The sequence below is a fragment of the Trichocoleus sp. DQ-A3 genome (assembly GCF_039961975.1).
In the GTDB taxonomy this organism is placed as follows: domain Bacteria; phylum Cyanobacteriota; class Cyanobacteriia; order Cyanobacteriales; family FACHB-T130; genus FACHB-T130.
In genome coordinates this window covers 118,320-134,468 of record NZ_JAMPKC010000006.1, presented here as the reverse complement: position 1 = coordinate 134,468, position 16,149 = coordinate 118,320, and the positions used below count along the sequence as shown (strand labels likewise).

Genomic DNA, 16,149 nt, shown 5'->3' with positions numbered 1-16,149 from the left:
TCACCCAATCGGGTGAGTCACCTGCACGAAGGCGATCGCCAGTGCTTATTGTAACTTGGAATAAGACTGAATAATACTGAAAATGAAGGGTGAGTGCAATGTTGAAAAAGAAATTCTTGGCTCAGAGAACTCAATCACGTGCTGCTCATCAATCAGTTTTTCAGTGTCATCCCATATCTAGGAAGGACATGGTTTCTGATTTAAATTATTTACAAGCTTTACGGGCTTGCTGTCGAGATGAAGCAGCTTTTGAACAGTTAAAGCTGCTCCTGAATTTGGAGGAAGAAAGTGTTGAAGAAATAGTCAGCCAAACTCAAACACAAGTCGATTCAGATTTTCAGTTCCCAACTGTCACCCATTCCTGGGAAAATCTTTTACCCGCAGAAATTTCCCTGGCACAAAGTGACTCAACACTTGAAAAAGTGGCAGCAAATAAGCTGGGAATTATTTTTCAGCTTCTCAATTGTGATGATTCTCGCTGGTTACTATTTGCCCATTCCGGTTGCCAAGAATTCTTAGAATTAGCATCTTATTCAGCTTATACAGACCCACCTCTGCTATGGAACCTGATCCATCCAGACGATCGGGAAGCTTATGAACAATCATTAGTTATTTCGGCAGCGAATTTTCAACCTTGGATATGGGAAGGTCGTGTGATTACCAAATCGGGCAACCTCAAGTGGATGCAAACTTCGGCTCGACCTATTTTGCAAGGAAATAATGACATTTATTGGAATGGTTTACTGATAGATATTACCGAGCGCAAGACTCGCGAAGAGGCACTCTTGCTTTCGGAAGAAAAGTTTTCTATAGCGTTTCGTTATAGCCCTGATGCTATGAGTATTACAACCTTCAATGAGGGGCGTTATATTGATGTCAATGATAGCTATCTCCGCCTTAGTAATTATAAAAAAGAAGAAGTTATTGGTTGTACCTCACTTGAAATCAATGCCTGGGTGAATCCAGAAGATCGCATTAGGATGCAACAGATGTTGCGGGAACAGGGAGCGATTCACAACCAGGAATTTGAGTTTCGCAAGAAGTCTGGCGAGGTAGGAATCTATTTATTTTCAGCAGAAATTGTCAACATTAATGGCGAATCATGCTTAGTTTCTGTAAGGAGCGATATTACTGAGAACAAAGCTGCTGAAGCTTTGGTTCGCGCCACCGCAGAACGCGATCGCTTGCTCTACGAGATTGCCTTGCGGATTAGGCGCTCGCTCGATTTGAATGAAATTCTCAACACCACAGTTGAAGAAGTTAGGCAGTTTTTGCACGCGGATCGCGTGTTTATTAGTTACTTTGATGAAAAGGGGCAAGGTACAACCGTTGCAGAGTCAGTAGATCCTAATTTTCCGTCAATTTTAGGTTGGGTTACGGAGAACGTTGCTTACAAAGAAGTTCAACAAATATTTGAACTCGCTCGCATCCGAGTTGTCAACGATACAACAAAAGTAGAAAAATCTGCATTTATCGCTGAATACCACAATCGATATCAAGTCAAAGCTGGCATCGGTGTCCCAATCATGCTAGGAGACAAACTTTATGGCATCTTAATTGCCAATCAATGCTCTGCACCACGGGAGTGGCAGCAGTATGAAATTGACTTGCTCGATCAACTGGGAGTACAGGTAGCGATCGCAATTCAGCAATCTTCTCTCTTCCAACAAGTACAAATGCTGAATGCTAATCTAGAACGCCAAGTAGAAGAACGTACCGCTCAGCTACAGCAGAAAATGCAAGAACTGCAAGAGCTGAACCGGATTAAAGACGTTGTTTTACATACAGTTTCTCACGATCTCCGCACCTCGGTTCAGGGCACTATCATGGTGTTAAATAATCTGCTCGGTTCGCCAGAAGAAAAAGTGACCATTCCTCGCTCTCTTGTAGAGCGAATGATCCAAGGCAACGAACGCCATCTGAGCATGATTAAATCATTAATCGAAACCAATACTAACGAAAATAGAGGGATTGTTCTTCAGCGAGAGTTAGTTCAATTAAATACATTGGTTCCGGCGATTCTCCGAGACTTGCAACCCATGCTGGCGGAAAATCAAGCAACTATCAAAAATATGATGGCGGCAAATTTACCGTTAGTCATGGTCGATCCGTATCAGAGTCAGCGGGTTTTTGAAAACCTATTCACCTATGCTTTAAAACAAAATCCGCCTGGATTGAAATTGACTCTAAAAGCTAAAGTTGATAAGCAGATGATTCGCTTTACCATTGAGGATAATGGTAGAGGAATGAGTCAGCTTGAGTGCGATCGCTTATTCAATCTCTTCGTCCGCGATCCTCAAGCTCGCTGCTCGACTAACATCGGGTTAAAATTGTATCTCTGTCGGCAAATTATTACCGCTCACGGCGGAGAAATTGGAGTGACAAGTCGCCCGAATCGCGGCTCTACTTTCTGGTTTACCTTCCCTTTGGCAACAGCGGAAAGTTAAAACTGCAAAATTAAAAAGTTTAAAGTCTATCTTTTATTTTTAAATTTTTCATAGAGTTACTTGCGATCGCTTCTTCCCCTGTGCCTTACTGGATCTATAGGCAGTAACTCAGCACAAATATCATGGCAATGCAAGAACTGGCTTCTCGGATTGACACAGTTAAAGTCTACGCTGCCGGTGCCACCGTGACTCGGATTGCTGAGTTACATCTGAACGTTGGGGAACTGCCCGAACACGTTGAGATACCGGGATTGCCTTTGGCGCTAGATGATAGCAGTGTCCGAGTGAGGGTTGAATCTGTAGAGACGCAAAACCCGTCCCCGATTGCCTCAGATGTTCGCATTGGTTTAGCCGTTCCCCCGCCGCAAGAGACACAGAACCCACCCCCGGAGGAGGAATTGCGTGCAGCGACGGCTGAGGTAAAACGCATTCAGGACGCGATCGCCCTCATCGAAAAAGAAATTGGCGTCCTCAGTAATCTAAAAGTACCCGATCGCCCCAACGCTCAACCTGGGACAGCACCGCCGCCTTCGCCAATGAACGCTAGACTTGCTTTGGCAAACTTCAGCGACGAACAAATCCGCGCCCGAATCCAGGAAAAGCGGGAAAATTTGGAAAAATTGCGTCTAGCTCAGGAATATCTTGCCGATTTGCAACAAAAGCAGGCGATCGCTTCCACCGCCAGAAATGCTAGACCTAATGAGCTTCGCAAGACGGTTATTGTCCGTTTGAGTTACGAAGAGTTTACTCCCCCTACCTCTCTTCTACCAGGAGAAGGGCAGAATTCCCCTCCACTTGTAGAAAAGGGGGAATTAGGTTTTTCACGCTTAGTTATCGAATATTTCGTCCCCGGTGCGCGTTGGACACCGACCTATGTTTGCCGCCTAAATAGTGCGGAATCTAGTGCCAGCATTGCCGTCAGGGCGTTGATTTGTCAGCGCACAGGTGAAGATTGGTCAGGGGTAAGATTGGAACTTTCTACAGCCGAACCGATGGGTTGGTGTGCGCTACCGGAATTGCCCTCGCTGCGGCTAGGACGAGTGCAACCAGCGATGAGAAAATCAGGCTGGCGTCGTCCCCCAATCGGTGCAGAGATTCTTTTTGAGGACTACGATAGCCAGAGACCGACAGCTTTAGCCGCTGTGTCGTCACAAAGCGCGATCGCGAATTTCTTATGCGATGCTCCTTCAGTTCCACCCTTACCCGATCTGACGGCGCAGGATCGCTCTGAAATGTACGCTAGTTATGGGATGGCTATGCCAGCAGCAGCGCCTTGTGCAGACTATATAGAGGAATCACTGGCACCGCAAGTAGAATCCCCTTCCCTAGGAGACCGACTAGCGGCTCACAAAGCACTGAAACGGGCGGCAGCTGCCCCACCAGCAGCACCAGAATTTCTCCAGCGTCGAAGGAGGCAGAACCTGGAGGATACTACAGATGAGAATTCTGTAACCGATTTACTGGCATACGGTCTCATGCGAATGGGCGCAGCAGATGACCGAGCAAAGCGCGGTAAATTGTCGATAGAACAACAGCAGGAAATATATTTAGAAATCCTTCAACGTCAGAAAGTTACGGTTACGTTTAATGTCATGCAGGTAGTGCAACAGGCTTGTGATAACGCCCAAAAATGCCTCTGGATGATGCTTCCTCCCGGTGGTATCCATGTGCGAGACGTTGCAGGTTCCTTCGACTATGCCTATAGCGCTGATGGACGAATTGATGTCCCCTCAGACGGGCAATTTCACTCTGTCGCCCTAACTAGCAACAGTACAGACGTAGATTTGCGCTACATCGTCGTTCCCCGCGAAGATACTAACGTCTTCAGAATTGCCCAACTCCGCAACCCCCTACAAGCACCGCTACTCGCTGGCCCTGCGGATGTCTACGTCGATGGCGAGTACATCTTATCTACAAATATTGCCACAGTTCCACCAAAAGCACAGATGGAATTAGGGCTAGGAGTGGAACAAGCCATCAAAGTTGCTCGAAACACCGTTTATGAAGAAGTTCGTTCTGGCGAAACCATCGTCTCCTTCAACGAACTGCGCCACAAAATTAAAATCGATATTAACAACTATCTACCAAGAATTGCCAAGATTGAAGTACGAGAAAGACTCCCCATTCCCCAAGAAGGAGCAAAAGTAGATATCCATTGCGATCGCGTCTCGCCACCTTGGGAAAAATACGAACAACAAGAACGTAACTCACCCATCAAAGGCGGCTATCGCTGGCAAGTCGAAGTCCCCGCAAAAGAGAAAACTACCCTATCAGTTGATTACATCATTAAAACTTTTGTAGACAGCGAATTGATTGGGGGAAATCGGCGGGAGTCGTAATTTTAATTGAAGATTTGGGCTTACTAAATATATAGCCTAAAGAGAGTAAGTTGTACCGTGGAAAAATACAATCGGCGGGAGTTTATTGTGTATGGCTCAGCCACCCTTTGCAGCCTCTTGCTACTGAGCGTTAGTGCTAGCAGCAAGCCTTCTCAAGCATCAACCAATCCTATTTCCACAAAAATATCAACGAATGAGTATGTTGAAAATAAATGGCAAGAACTCGAACAGCGGTGGCAAGAAATTTTGCAAAAACACGAGCAGCGGTGGCAATACACAGAGCAAACTTGGGAAAACAATCAAATGCCCCCTATCATCCGAATCCGCATGGTTGAGTCTCACCGTTCTGTGTACGATTTAGTTCATCTTATTCAAACTGCTAGAAAACACTCAGTGCTGAGTCAACTTTATCCGTATACCAGTCATTATTGTTTAGGTTTCAGCAAATATACGGAACCTCCTTTTTGGTATGATTGCCCTGCTGCTGTACCCACCGGAAAGGGGCAGTATGAAGTATTGGCTCCTAGTAATTATCAACAGATTATTGCAATCGTTAATGATGCACCAACAGCAATTAGCTTGATAGTTGAAAATTTACCGCGTAAATATTCTAATCTTTATACTTAAATGCAAAAGCTAAATGATATTAAATCCGGTTGATTATTCAGCATTTGCAAACAACCTCTCCCCGCCATCGCCGATGGCTCCGGTTTCCCTCTCCGTCAACGGAGAGGGGGTAGGGGTGAGGTTCCAAATGATGTCATCAAATCCGGTTGATTATTCAGCATTTGCTTTAGCATTCCCTCAGAAACTCTTCCCGCGATCGCCTGCGGCTCCGGTTCCCCTCTCCGTTAACGGAGAGGGGATAGGGGTGAGGTTCCAAACAATGACGATTTAAATGAATTTGATATGAGGAAGTGGTAAATTATGCAAGCAATTCAAAAGTCGCCAGAAGTCATTCAAGAATTAACGCTCGATGCACCTGTTTGTGTAGTAACACTCTTAGAAGATAGGGCACAGGTGCGACGAATTGGCAAAATTAATTTAACCCAAGGACTGTGGAGAATCCAAGTCCAGAAAGTTGCCCCAGTTCTTTCAGATAAATCTCTTCGGGCAGAGTTTTGTGAGGAATATCCAGAGGCACGGATTGACGATGTTCGCGTTCGCCGCCAGATGTTGGTTAAGGAAACAGATCGACTAGCCAATGTAGAGATGCAAAATTTCGCGTCTCTACAAGCAGAACTGCGATCGCTACTTAACTCCTTCAACAATATCAGCGAAGACCGCCAGCACCTCGAATCGTGCTTCGAGCGAGTAAACACCATCCTTGCTAAAGGTTTGCAGGAACTCCCCGTGGATGCGATTTGGGGACAAATTGACCCTAAATCCTGGCGAGAGCAAATTTCTACTTTATTTAAACAATTGCGAGATTTCCGATCGGAAATCTTAAGCAGCTATCACACTCAAGAACAACTACACCAGCAAATTCACGACTTAATTGCCAAAGCAGAAGCCTTATCGCGTCCCGATAGGGTCTATGTTGCCAACATCGAAGCCGACTTAATGATTCCCCAAGCGGGAGAGTATGCGATCGCTTTCGACTATGTGGTTCCCGGTGCCATGTGGCGACCTTGGCACCAAGCACGCCTTCTCCTCGACGAAAAACCGACGCTCTCTTTCCGCTTCGATGGCTGTGTCTGGCAACGCACGGGAGAAGATTGGAAAGACGTAGATTTAGTCTTTTCAACCGCCCGCGCATCCTTGGGAACTGAACCACCCCTGCTGACAGATGACCCTTTAAATGTTCAAGAAAAATCTCAGCAGATAATCATTCAAGCGAGAGATCAACAAGTTCAGACAGCCGGACTCGGAACCGACACCACCCCCGCCACAGTTGATTTACCCGGTGTTGATGACGGCGGCGAAGTTCGCAACCTACGCAGCCAGACAAAAGCAACGATTCCCTCAGATGGTCGCCCTTACCGCGTTTCCATCTACTCCTTCGACTCTCCCGCCTCTGTAGAGTATGTCTTGATGCCAGAATTATCCTGTCAAGTCATCCTCAAGAGCGAACAGACAAACACTTCTAAATTCCCGATTCTAGCTGGGCCAGTGGATTTAGTGCGGACTTCTGGCTTTGTCGGTCGTACCTCAGTTCTATTTATCGCGCCTGGAGAGAAATTTGCTTTGGGATGGGGAGCGGATAATGCAATGCGCGTGCAGCGCACCCAAACCCAAAAAAGAAAACAGGATCACTTGACTAAATGGAACAGTGTCACAACTACAACAACATTGTTCCTTTCCAATATTGGCGAAGAACAAAGAGCGATCGCAACCACTGAGCGGGTGCCGGTTTCTGAGCTAGAGCAAGTGAAAGTTGAGGTAATCTCCGATAAAACTACCGACGGCATCCAGGCAGATGAAAACGGCTTTTACACCTGGAATTTTACCCTCGAACCTTACTCTCAACTCCAGGCATCCTTGGTCTACCAAGTTTCAGCCGCACCGGAAGTACAAGGCATCTAGGGCTTTGCTCCCATGAATTTAGGCGCTATGACGGGGGAACTTTTGGGTGAGTAATATTATCACATAACTAAAGAAAATAAATCTACCCAGCTCCATAACCTCCTCACCATGTCTTTGCCGTCAACCTCCTCCAAGCGTCTATTTGGACGGTCAATTGCCGCCCTAGCCACCGTCGTCCTCTCCACCCTCAGTGCCGTCAACCCCAGCCCAGCCGCCGTTTTTACTCAAAAAGAAGTTGAACAAGGTAAATTTATCGCCGTAGCTGCCCCATACGGCACGAATAGTCATCAACTGCTGATTCTGGAACAGATATCCGATAAACGGGCGTGTTGGAGTGAAAGTGGCGATCGCCCAACAGCAGTCGATCCGCTGCTACTCAACTTTGACTTCACCGGCATTTGCGGACGCAGTACCGATAGCAACGGCTATTCTATGCGTATGGCGGGGACGGATTTGGGGCTGAAGTACAGCTTCAACTTAGTAAAGCGCGACGGCGAACTCGTCCTTGTCGGCACCAACTTTAGCGATCGCACTGTCCCAACCATTGAAATTGGCAGAACCAACGGACTCAGCGATGGTTTTATGAAAATCAATCTCGATCCGGCGTGGCGGTTCGCCAAAAGAACCTACAACGGTAAAACCCTCGGTCACGTCTATCTTGCCAGCGACCAAGCCGCGCCGGGAATCGACCCTGGCGATATCGCAACGCCTCCCGGAAGTTCCACCTTCGGAGATATCGCCTCAGATGTCTACGCGAAAGAAATTGAACAAGCCGTTGCGCTGGGGTTCGTCGCAGGCTTTAAAGAAGACAACACCTTCCGCCCTCAAGTCGCCTTAACCAGAGAGCAGCTCGTGTCTATGGTGTTGGAATCTTTAACCAAGCTACCCGGAGCCAATGTCACGATCCCGACTCAAGCGGCATCCCGACCCTATCCTGATGTCGATGCTTCGCGCTGGAGTGCCGCTAAAATTAAATGGGCGCGGGATAACAATATTGTCAGTGGCTACCAAGACGGCACCTTCAAACCCACTCAACCCGTCACCAGAGCTGAATTGATGGCAGTGCTGCGACGTGCTGCGGAATTTGGCAAAAATATGCGTGGACTTGCCCCAGAATTAGCGACCAAAAACTTAGCGAAAACCTTCTCAGACACCGAGAAACACTGGGCTGCCCCGCTGATTAGTCAAATGTCTTCTTATTGCAATGTCGCCTCCCCAGTCAATGAAGTCGGCAGCAAGTTTGAGCCAAACTCTCCGACTCGCCGCAACTATGCTGCCGCCGCCACTCTGCGGATGCTCAACTGCGTCAAAACTGAGTAATCCTCATCGTTCTTTCGCGTCTAAATAGACTCTCAAGACAATTTTGATGGTTTGTTCTAGACGCGATAAACCCTTGTTTCTACGATTAATGAATCCTTCCGCTTAACCCTGACCGATTACTAGACATCCGGTGAGAAAAGCCTTCGTTGCGATTAAAAATCAGATGATTTTGGTTAGCGCGTAGCCGCTAGCTTCTCTAACAACAGATCCAACTTTTTCTCAATTTCTCCGGCACACTGTCGATAAGTTGCCAAGTCGCCACCATAGGGATCGGCGATTTCAGCTCGATCGTGATAGCCAACGTATTTTTTCAAGGTATATACTTTGTCCGCAGCAGCACAGAAGGCATCAGCGATCGCTTTCTTTTGTCCGCCCGTCATAGTCAGCACCAAATCCGCCCAATCGATCAGATGGCGATCCAGTCGCTTCGCTTCATGGTAATGATGGATACCATACTCTTTTAGGACGCGCTGGGTTTGTGGGGATGCAGAATCTCCCTCAAACGCCACGACGCCCGCCGAGCGCACCTCCACTTCCATTCCTTTCGCTTTTTGGCGGAATAGCGCTTCTGCCATCGGGCTACGACAGGTATTGCCCGTACACACAAATAAAATCCGCATTTGTGACCCTCTCTTTTCTCTCTCGCTGTTGCTCAGCCAATAAAACTGCTGTAGTTAATTCTACGGAAAAGTGGGTCTATTGATTGCATAAACGCGAACAGTCTTTTCCTGAATAATTGTGTCTTTTTCGTAAGTTAAGCCGACTTTCATTGCGACCTTCTGCGATGCGATGTTTCCCGGAGCGATTAAGGAAATGAGGCGGTTATAACCCAGCTCAAAACCATAATCCCGAATTGCACTAGCCGCTTCGGTTGCCAAACCCTTTCCCCAGTATTCCTTAGCCAGCATATAACCAATCTCGACTTCTTCTTGCCCATCCACTCGCTGCGGTATTAATCCACACCGACCAATAAACTGGTTGTCAGCCTTGTGAATGGTCGCCCACAAACCGAAGCCGTATTTCTCGTAGCAGCTAAATATCCACTCGATGTGACCCTTCGTTTCTTCGGATGTCCGGGTGTTGGGGAAGAACTTCATCACGACCGGATCTGCAAAAATAGTTGCCAAGTCATCTACATCATCCCAGGTGAGATGTCGGAGAAGTAAGCGCGGTGTTTCAGTTACAATCATCTGATTTTTGGGTGCCTGTTTCACAAAGTCGAGTGCAACTGATATTTTGCACCAATATCTTGCAATCTTGCACCAACCCGATAACCCGCCCAAAATTCAAATTCTGGGTGAATAAATCAGGTCTATTGAAATAGACTAAAAACCTGAATATTTCTGATTTTTAGCCCGTTTTAACGAAATTAAAGCTATCAGCAAAAAAATTGCTTTCCTTGAATCTCATTAAACTTCAGTTCTCATGCCGAGAAATGTAAAACGCACTATCTTTGTTATTAGACCTATTTTGACACCGCAAAATGAGGCTGAGGATAACACGGCGACGGTTCGGTATGCTAACGATCGCAAGTACCTTGGTCGTTGCTAAGGACGCGATTGCATCCCGCATCGCGAATGCAAACCTTACAAAAAATATTTTTATGCAAACAAGCCCTAAGACTTCCACCGCAGTCGCGAAAACCCAGGAGCCTGGTCGTATTGACGTGACGCTGCGAATCAATGGTAAATCGCACACTTTGCAAATAGAACCGCGCGTGACGCTACTGGATGCACTGCGAGAACGTATCGGTCTGACAGGCACCAAGAAGGGTTGCGATCGCGGACAATGCGGTGCGTGTACTGTGTTAGTTGATGGACGGCGCATCAACTCGTGCCTGACCTTGGCGGTGATGCAAGAAGGCGCGGAAATTACAACGATTGAAGGTTTAGCTCGTGGCGATGAACTTCATCCCATGCAGGCGGCTTTCATTAAGCATGACGGCTTTCAGTGCGGATATTGTACGCCCGGTCAGATCGTGTCTGCGGTGGGTCTATTAGCAGAAGGTTGCCCGACATCCGATGAGGCAATTCGGGAGTGCATGAGCGGCAATCTCTGTCGCTGTGGTGCCTATCCTGGCATTGTTGCCGCTGTGCGCGAAGTTCATCAGACGCAGACTAGCAATGGGTAGCCGGGAAGCATGAGCAATTCCGTCGTTTCACCAATCAATTGCATACCCGCAGCTTTGCCCTGAAATCAATTTCGGGCTAATCGCTAAAGTTAGCTAAAGCTAACTGGATATGGATTTTAACGGGTTGAAATAGGTTTGAGCGGTGAAGCCGGAAATTTATTTCATGGCTCTTAAGTCAGTGCCATTCAACTTAAACCCATGCACAGGAGTTTTAATGAAACCTTTTAGTTATGTGCGTGCTACTGAAAAAGGCACAGCCATTCAGACAGTTGCGGGGGATCGGGCAGCGAAATTCATCGCAGGCGGCACTAATTTAATCGACTTGATGAAAGGAGGCGTAGCGCAGCCTGACCAACTGGTAGACATCACCCGGCTACCCTTGGCAGACGTGACGGCAATCTCGAATGGCTTACGCATCGGGGCGATGGCACGCAACAGCGACGTGGCAAATAATCGGCTGGTGCGCGATCGCTATCCGTTACTGTCTCAAGCGTTACTCGCTGGCGCGTCGCCGCAACTGCGGAATATGGCAACCATCGGCGGCAACTTGATGCAAAGAACCCGCTGCTACTACTTCAACGATTCGACGATGCCGTGCAACAAGCGCGAACCCGGTTCCGGTTGTTCGGCGATTGAAGGGTACAACCGCATTCACGCGATTTTCGGTGCCAGCGAACAGTGCATTGCAACGCATCCTTCGGATATGTGCGTGGCGCTGGCAGCCCTTGATGCCGTAGTGCGTGTTGAGGGGCCGAACGGAGAGCGACAAATCCCCATCAGTGACTTTCACCGCTTACCGGAAGATACGCCTCAAATCGATACGATGCTTCAACATGACGAACTAATCGTTGCGGTGGATTTGCCAAATTCACCCTTTGCCGAGCGATCGCACTATTTAAAAGTACGCGATCGCGCTAGTTATGCCTTTGCCCTGGTTTCCGTCGCCGCCGCCCTCGATATCGACAACGGCACCATTAAAGCGGCGCGAGTCGCGATGGGAGGCGTCGCACATAAGCCGTGGCGGGCGGTTGAGGCGGAGAAAATTCTGGTTGGTGCAAAAGCGAACGAGCAAACCTTTGCAGCAGCAGCAGAGGCAACAGTTCGGGAAGCCCAACCCCAAAAATACAACCGATTCAAAGTTGAAATGGCAAAACGAGCGATCGCTCGGGCACTCACAAAAGCAGCAGGAGGCACAGTATGAGTCAATCTGAGAATGCAACCAACCAAGCTGTGGGTAAGCCAATGGATCGGGTGGATGGACGCCTGAAAGTGACGGGTGGTGCCCGCTACTCGGCGGAAATCCCTGTAGAAAATCCCGCCTATGCCGTCTCTATCGGCAGCGCGATCGCCTGCGGACGCATTAAAAGCATCGACACCCGTGCGGCGGAACAGTCCCCTGGTGTACTGAGTATCTTGACGCACCTCAACGCGCCTAAACTCCGCCCGGTGCCCACCTTGTTCGGGGGTGGGGCTGCTGCCGAAAACCGCCTGGTGCTGCAAGAAGCGGTTGTACATCACATCGGTCAGCACATCGGCGTTGTTATTGCCGACACCCTAGAAAACGCCACCCACGCCGCATCCCTCGTCCGCATTGATTACGACGTCGAAACGCCGGTGGTGGAGATGGAAAAGGCGCAGGCATACGTGCCGAAGTCCGTGTTTGGCAAACCGCCAGAGACGATACGCGGCAATCCGACGCAAGCTTTAGCCGATGCTGAAGTGCGGATTGAAGAAACTTACCGGACGCCCACCGAACACCACAACCCGATGGAGACGCACTCGACAACTGCCGTGTGGGAGGGCGATCGCCTCACCATTTACGACGCCACGCAGTCTAACTTCGGCGTGCGTCAGGCAATGGCGACGACGTTCGGCATCCCCGACGAGAACGTGCGCGTCGTGTGTCAATTCATTGGCGGCGCGTTTGGCGGCAAAGCTATGGTTTGGCCCCACGTCACGCTAGCCGCCCTCGCTGCCCGCCAGGTACGTCGTCCCGTGAAATTAGTTTTAACCCGCGAACAGATGTTCACCGTGGTTGGGCACCGGGCAGAAACCGAGCAACAAGTCGCACTCGGCGCAACCCGCGACGGTCGCTTGACTGCGATCGCCCATCGGGGCATCTCCCATACTTCAACGTTCGAGGAATTCCTCGAACCGTACACTGTGGGAACCCACATGATGTACGCCACTCCCAACTTGCAAGCAAAGCAAAGTCTCGTCCGTCTCAACAAGGGAACGCCGACCTTTATGCGTGCCCCCGGCGAAAGTCCGGGAATGTTCGCCCTGGAATCGGCAATGGACGAACTCGCTTATGCCGTGAAACTTGACCCAATTGAGTTGCGCCTCCGCAATCATGCAGACATAGATCCCAGCAATAACCTGCCTTGGTCGAGCAAGTCGCTCAAAGAATGTTACCAACTCGGCGCAGAAAAATTTGGCTGGTCGCGGCGCACTCCCGAACCGGGTTCGATGCGGGACGGTCGTTACCTAATCGGTATGGGAATGGCAAGCGCCACGTACCCCGTGAATCACTTCCCGGCTAGCGCGAGAGTCCGCATCCTGCAAGACGGCACCGCCTTAGTGCAAAGTGGTTCCCAAGAGATGGGGACGGGTACGGCGACGGTGATGGCGCAAGTCGCCGCTGACGCCCTTGGTTTGCCGGTTGAGCGAGTGCGATTTGAGCTGGGAGATACCCAATTGCCCCGCGCGCCGATATCGGGCGGATCGGCGACGATGGGAAGCGTGGGGACTGCCGTGCATGAAGCGGCGCAAGCAGCCCGTAGGAAGGTACTGGAGTTGGCACGCACGGATGCTAGTTCGCCGCTTTACAACGTCCCGGAAACGGACATGGCGATTGAGGGCGGACGCCTGTTTCGCAAGAGCGATCGCAACCAGGGCGAAACTTACCAAGCAGTGCTGACGCGCCAAAATTTGCCGCAAGTCGAAGAAAGCTTTGATGCCAAGTTTAACCGCGCCGAGAAGAAGTATTCCATGCACTCCTTCGGCGCTCAATTTGCCGAAGTGCGCGTCGATCCTGACTTTGGCGAAGTGCGCGTAACCCGCTTTGTGGGAGCCTTTGGGGTGGGACAGGTAATCAACCTCAAAACAGCGCGATCGCAAATGATTGGCGGTATCGTCATGGGGCTAGGTATGGCACTACTAGAAGAAACGGTGACAGACTCCCGTACCGGACGCATCGTCAACGCCAACCTCGGTGAGTACCACGTACCCGTCAACGCAGACATCCCCGCAATTGAGTCGTACTTCGTCGAAGAAATCGACCCGCACATTAACCCGATTGGAGCCAAAGGCGCAGGCGAAATTGGCATCACTGGCGTGGCGGCGGCGGTGGCAAACGCTGTCTATCACGCCACCGGCAAGCGCATCCGCGACCTCCCGATTACACCGGATAAGTTGCTGTAATCTGTCTTAGAACCTAACCCCCCAGCCCCCTTCTCTGGTACGGAAGGGGAGCCATAGTCAAAGCCCCTCTCCGACACGGAGAGGGGTTTGGGGAGAGGTCAGTCCGTATTGGCTCAAACTGCAAAGCTCTATATGAAAGAATTACAGGAGATTGTTGCCGCATTTGCAAAAGCCAAAAATTGCGGCAAGACAGTAGCGATCGCCACCATAGTCAAAGTTAGTGGGTCTACCTACCGGCGACCGGGCGCTCGAATGCTGATAACGCTAGAGGGTCAGAGAATCGGCTCGATTAGTGGGGGTTGTCTGGAGAATGACGTTTTTGAACGCGCTCAACAGGTCATCGCGTCCGGTAAACCCCTGTTGGTCAACTACGATACGACCTCCGACAATGACATCGTCTGGGGGCTGGGACTTGGTTGCAAGGGAATGGTACAAGTTCTGATAGAGTGCCTAACTCCAGAAAACGAGTTCAGTCCGATGACCTTTCTGGCAGAGTGTCTGCATCGGCGGCAAGTCGGAGTTCTGGCAACGATCTTTCACCTTGAAGGTCAAATCAAGGCACAAGTCGGAACCCATTTAATCCTGCATCAAGATGGCACGATTTTCAGTAACCTCGAAGATGCAGATTTGAGTGCAGATATCCTCGAAGATGCCCGTGAAGTGCTTGATAAAAATTCCTCGCAGGTAAAACTGTATCCCTTACTGGGAGGGAAAGCCGAAGTTTTTATCGAAGCGATTCAGCCACCTGTTTCGCTGGTCATTTTTGGAGCAGGTGACGATGCCATCCCGGTTGTACGCTTGGCGAAGGAATTGGGATGGTACGTAACAGTCATTGATAGCCGACCTGCCAATGCAAAATCAGACCGATTTCCCAGCGCCGATGAAGTCATTTTGTCTCGCCCAGAAATCGTCAATGAAACCGTAGAAATTGATAAGCGCACGGTAGCTGTCGTGATGACTCATAACTATCTGCACGACCTAGAAATCCTGAAAATACTCTTGCCTTCTCCCGTGCAATATTTAGGCATTCTTGGCCCTAAAAGAAGAACCGAACAGTTACTTTTGGAGCTAAAAGAACAAGGAATTCAGCTTACAGAAGCCCAACTTCACCGCTTGCATGGCCCTGTTGGACTGGATATTGGCGCTGATACACCGGAAGCGATCGCACTCTCAATTGTGGCGGAAATTCAAGCGGTTCTCGCCAATCGTTCGGGCGGGTTATTAAGAAACCGCCAGCAACCAATCCACAACCGGAGTAACGGATGAATGCGCCTGTCGTCGGTTTGATAATTCTGGCAGCAGGAGCATCCACTCGCATGGGGACGCCAAAACAACTGCTGTTGTATCAAGGGCGCAGCTTCCTCCGTCACACCGTAGAAATTGCGATCGCTTCCCTCTGTCAACCCATCGTCGTCGTTCTGGGAGCGAATGCGGAACAAATTACGCCGGAAGTCAGCGAGTTACCCATCCAAATTGTCGAAAACCCACAGTGGGCGGAGGGGATGAGTTCTTCGATTCGGGTGGGTATGGAAGCGCTGAGTATTTTAAATCAGAACATAGACGCCGTTGCGATCGCTCTTTGCGATCAGCCTTTCATTTCTTCCCAACTACTCAATCAAATCGTAGAAGCCTATCAGGTCACACGCCGACCGATTATTGCTTCAGAGTATGCCGGAAGCTTGGGCGTACCCGCTTTGTTCAGCCGCGCCTTGTTTCCAGAACTCATGAGCCTAAAAACGACCGAAGGCGCAAAACAAATCATTAAAAAATATTCTACCGAAGTCTTTCACCTCCCCTTCCCGGAGGGTGCTATCGACATTGACACACCAAAAGATTATCAAAAATTTCAAGCGATCGCTGATGAGTATCTACAAAGCAGGACTGGTATTTAACAAATATAGCAATCCTAAATGAGTTGTAAACTTCTCTCTCTTCTCTTCTCTTTCTCTGTGTTCTCTGCGTC

13 protein-coding genes are annotated in these 16,149 nt (G+C 49.4%); 11 read left to right on the top strand and 2 right to left on the bottom strand.

Annotated elements, in window-relative coordinates:
- Window positions 1–188 precede the first annotated feature (188 nt).
- The 6 genes from NDI44_RS12655 (at window position 189) to NDI44_RS12630 (ending at window position 8,632) form a co-directional block, all read left to right on the top strand.
- Window positions 189–2,447: a PAS domain S-box protein gene (locus NDI44_RS12655; RefSeq protein ID WP_190411587.1), complete on the top strand. Its 2,259-nt coding sequence runs from the start codon at window positions 189–191 to the stop codon at window positions 2,445–2,447.
- A 122-nt stretch (window positions 2,448–2,569) separates the two neighbouring features.
- Window positions 2,570–4,786 carry a DUF4139 domain-containing protein gene (locus NDI44_RS12650; protein ID WP_190411586.1) on the top strand — a complete coding sequence of 739 codons (2,217 nt, stop codon included), beginning with the start codon at window positions 2,570–2,572 and terminating at the stop codon, window positions 4,784–4,786.
- Between the two features lie 57 nt (window positions 4,787–4,843).
- A complete protein-coding gene (locus tag NDI44_RS12645) occupies window positions 4,844–5,413 on the top strand; it encodes a DUF6193 family natural product biosynthesis protein (RefSeq protein WP_190411585.1) in 570 nt (189 codons plus the stop codon).
- 13 nt (window positions 5,414–5,426) lie between these two features.
- The gene (locus tag NDI44_RS12640) at window positions 5,427–5,684 is read left to right on the top strand and encodes a hypothetical protein (protein WP_190411584.1); all 258 of its coding nucleotides are present in this window, start codon (window positions 5,427–5,429) and stop codon (window positions 5,682–5,684) included.
- Window positions 5,685–5,713: 29 nt separating this feature from the next.
- Entirely contained in the window at window positions 5,714–7,312 is a 1,599-nt protein-coding gene (locus NDI44_RS12635) for a mucoidy inhibitor MuiA family protein (protein ID WP_190411583.1), read from the top strand.
- Between the two features lie 108 nt (window positions 7,313–7,420).
- Entirely contained in the window at window positions 7,421–8,632 is a 1,212-nt protein-coding gene (locus tag NDI44_RS12630) for a DUF3747 domain-containing protein (protein ID WP_190411582.1), read from the top strand.
- A gap of 173 nt (window positions 8,633–8,805) precedes the next feature.
- Here the strand turns inward: NDI44_RS12630 and NDI44_RS12625 are convergent, their stop codons facing one another.
- Together NDI44_RS12625 and NDI44_RS12620 are read right to left on the bottom strand one after the other, a co-directional pair.
- A complete protein-coding gene (locus tag NDI44_RS12625) occupies window positions 8,806–9,252 on the bottom strand; it encodes a low molecular weight protein arginine phosphatase (protein ID WP_190411581.1) in 447 nt (148 codons plus the stop codon).
- Between the two features lie 60 nt (window positions 9,253–9,312).
- Entirely contained in the window at window positions 9,313–9,822 is a 510-nt protein-coding gene (locus NDI44_RS12620) for a GNAT family N-acetyltransferase (RefSeq protein ID WP_190411580.1), read from the bottom strand.
- A 413-nt stretch (window positions 9,823–10,235) separates the two neighbouring features.
- Here NDI44_RS12620 and NDI44_RS12615 point away from each other — a divergent pair, with 413 nt between their 5' ends.
- The 5 genes from NDI44_RS12615 to NDI44_RS12595 all read left to right on the top strand — a co-directional run bounded on the left by NDI44_RS12615 (window position 10,236) and on the right by NDI44_RS12595 (window position 16,078).
- On the top strand, window positions 10,236–10,763 hold the full coding sequence (locus NDI44_RS12615; protein WP_199303376.1) for a 2Fe-2S iron-sulfur cluster-binding protein: 528 nt from the start codon (window positions 10,236–10,238) through the stop codon (window positions 10,761–10,763).
- A gap of 214 nt (window positions 10,764–10,977) precedes the next feature.
- Window positions 10,978–11,964, top strand: a complete 987-nt coding sequence (locus NDI44_RS12610) for a xanthine dehydrogenase family protein subunit M (protein WP_190411578.1) — start codon at window positions 10,978–10,980, stop codon at window positions 11,962–11,964.
- Complete coding sequence (locus tag NDI44_RS12605) at window positions 11,961–14,186, top strand: xanthine dehydrogenase family protein molybdopterin-binding subunit (protein WP_190411577.1); 2,226 nt, start codon at window positions 11,961–11,963, stop codon at window positions 14,184–14,186. The genes NDI44_RS12610 and NDI44_RS12605 overlap by 4 nt, the downstream gene beginning before the upstream one ends.
- 132 nt (window positions 14,187–14,318) lie before the next feature.
- On the top strand, window positions 14,319–15,452 hold the full coding sequence (locus tag NDI44_RS12600; RefSeq protein WP_190411576.1) for an XdhC/CoxI family protein: 1,134 nt from the start codon (window positions 14,319–14,321) through the stop codon (window positions 15,450–15,452).
- Window positions 15,449–16,078, top strand: a complete 630-nt coding sequence (locus NDI44_RS12595; RefSeq protein WP_190411575.1) for a nucleotidyltransferase family protein — start codon at window positions 15,449–15,451, stop codon at window positions 16,076–16,078. The genes NDI44_RS12600 and NDI44_RS12595 overlap by 4 nt, the downstream gene beginning before the upstream one ends.
- Window positions 16,079–16,149 lie beyond the last annotated feature (71 nt).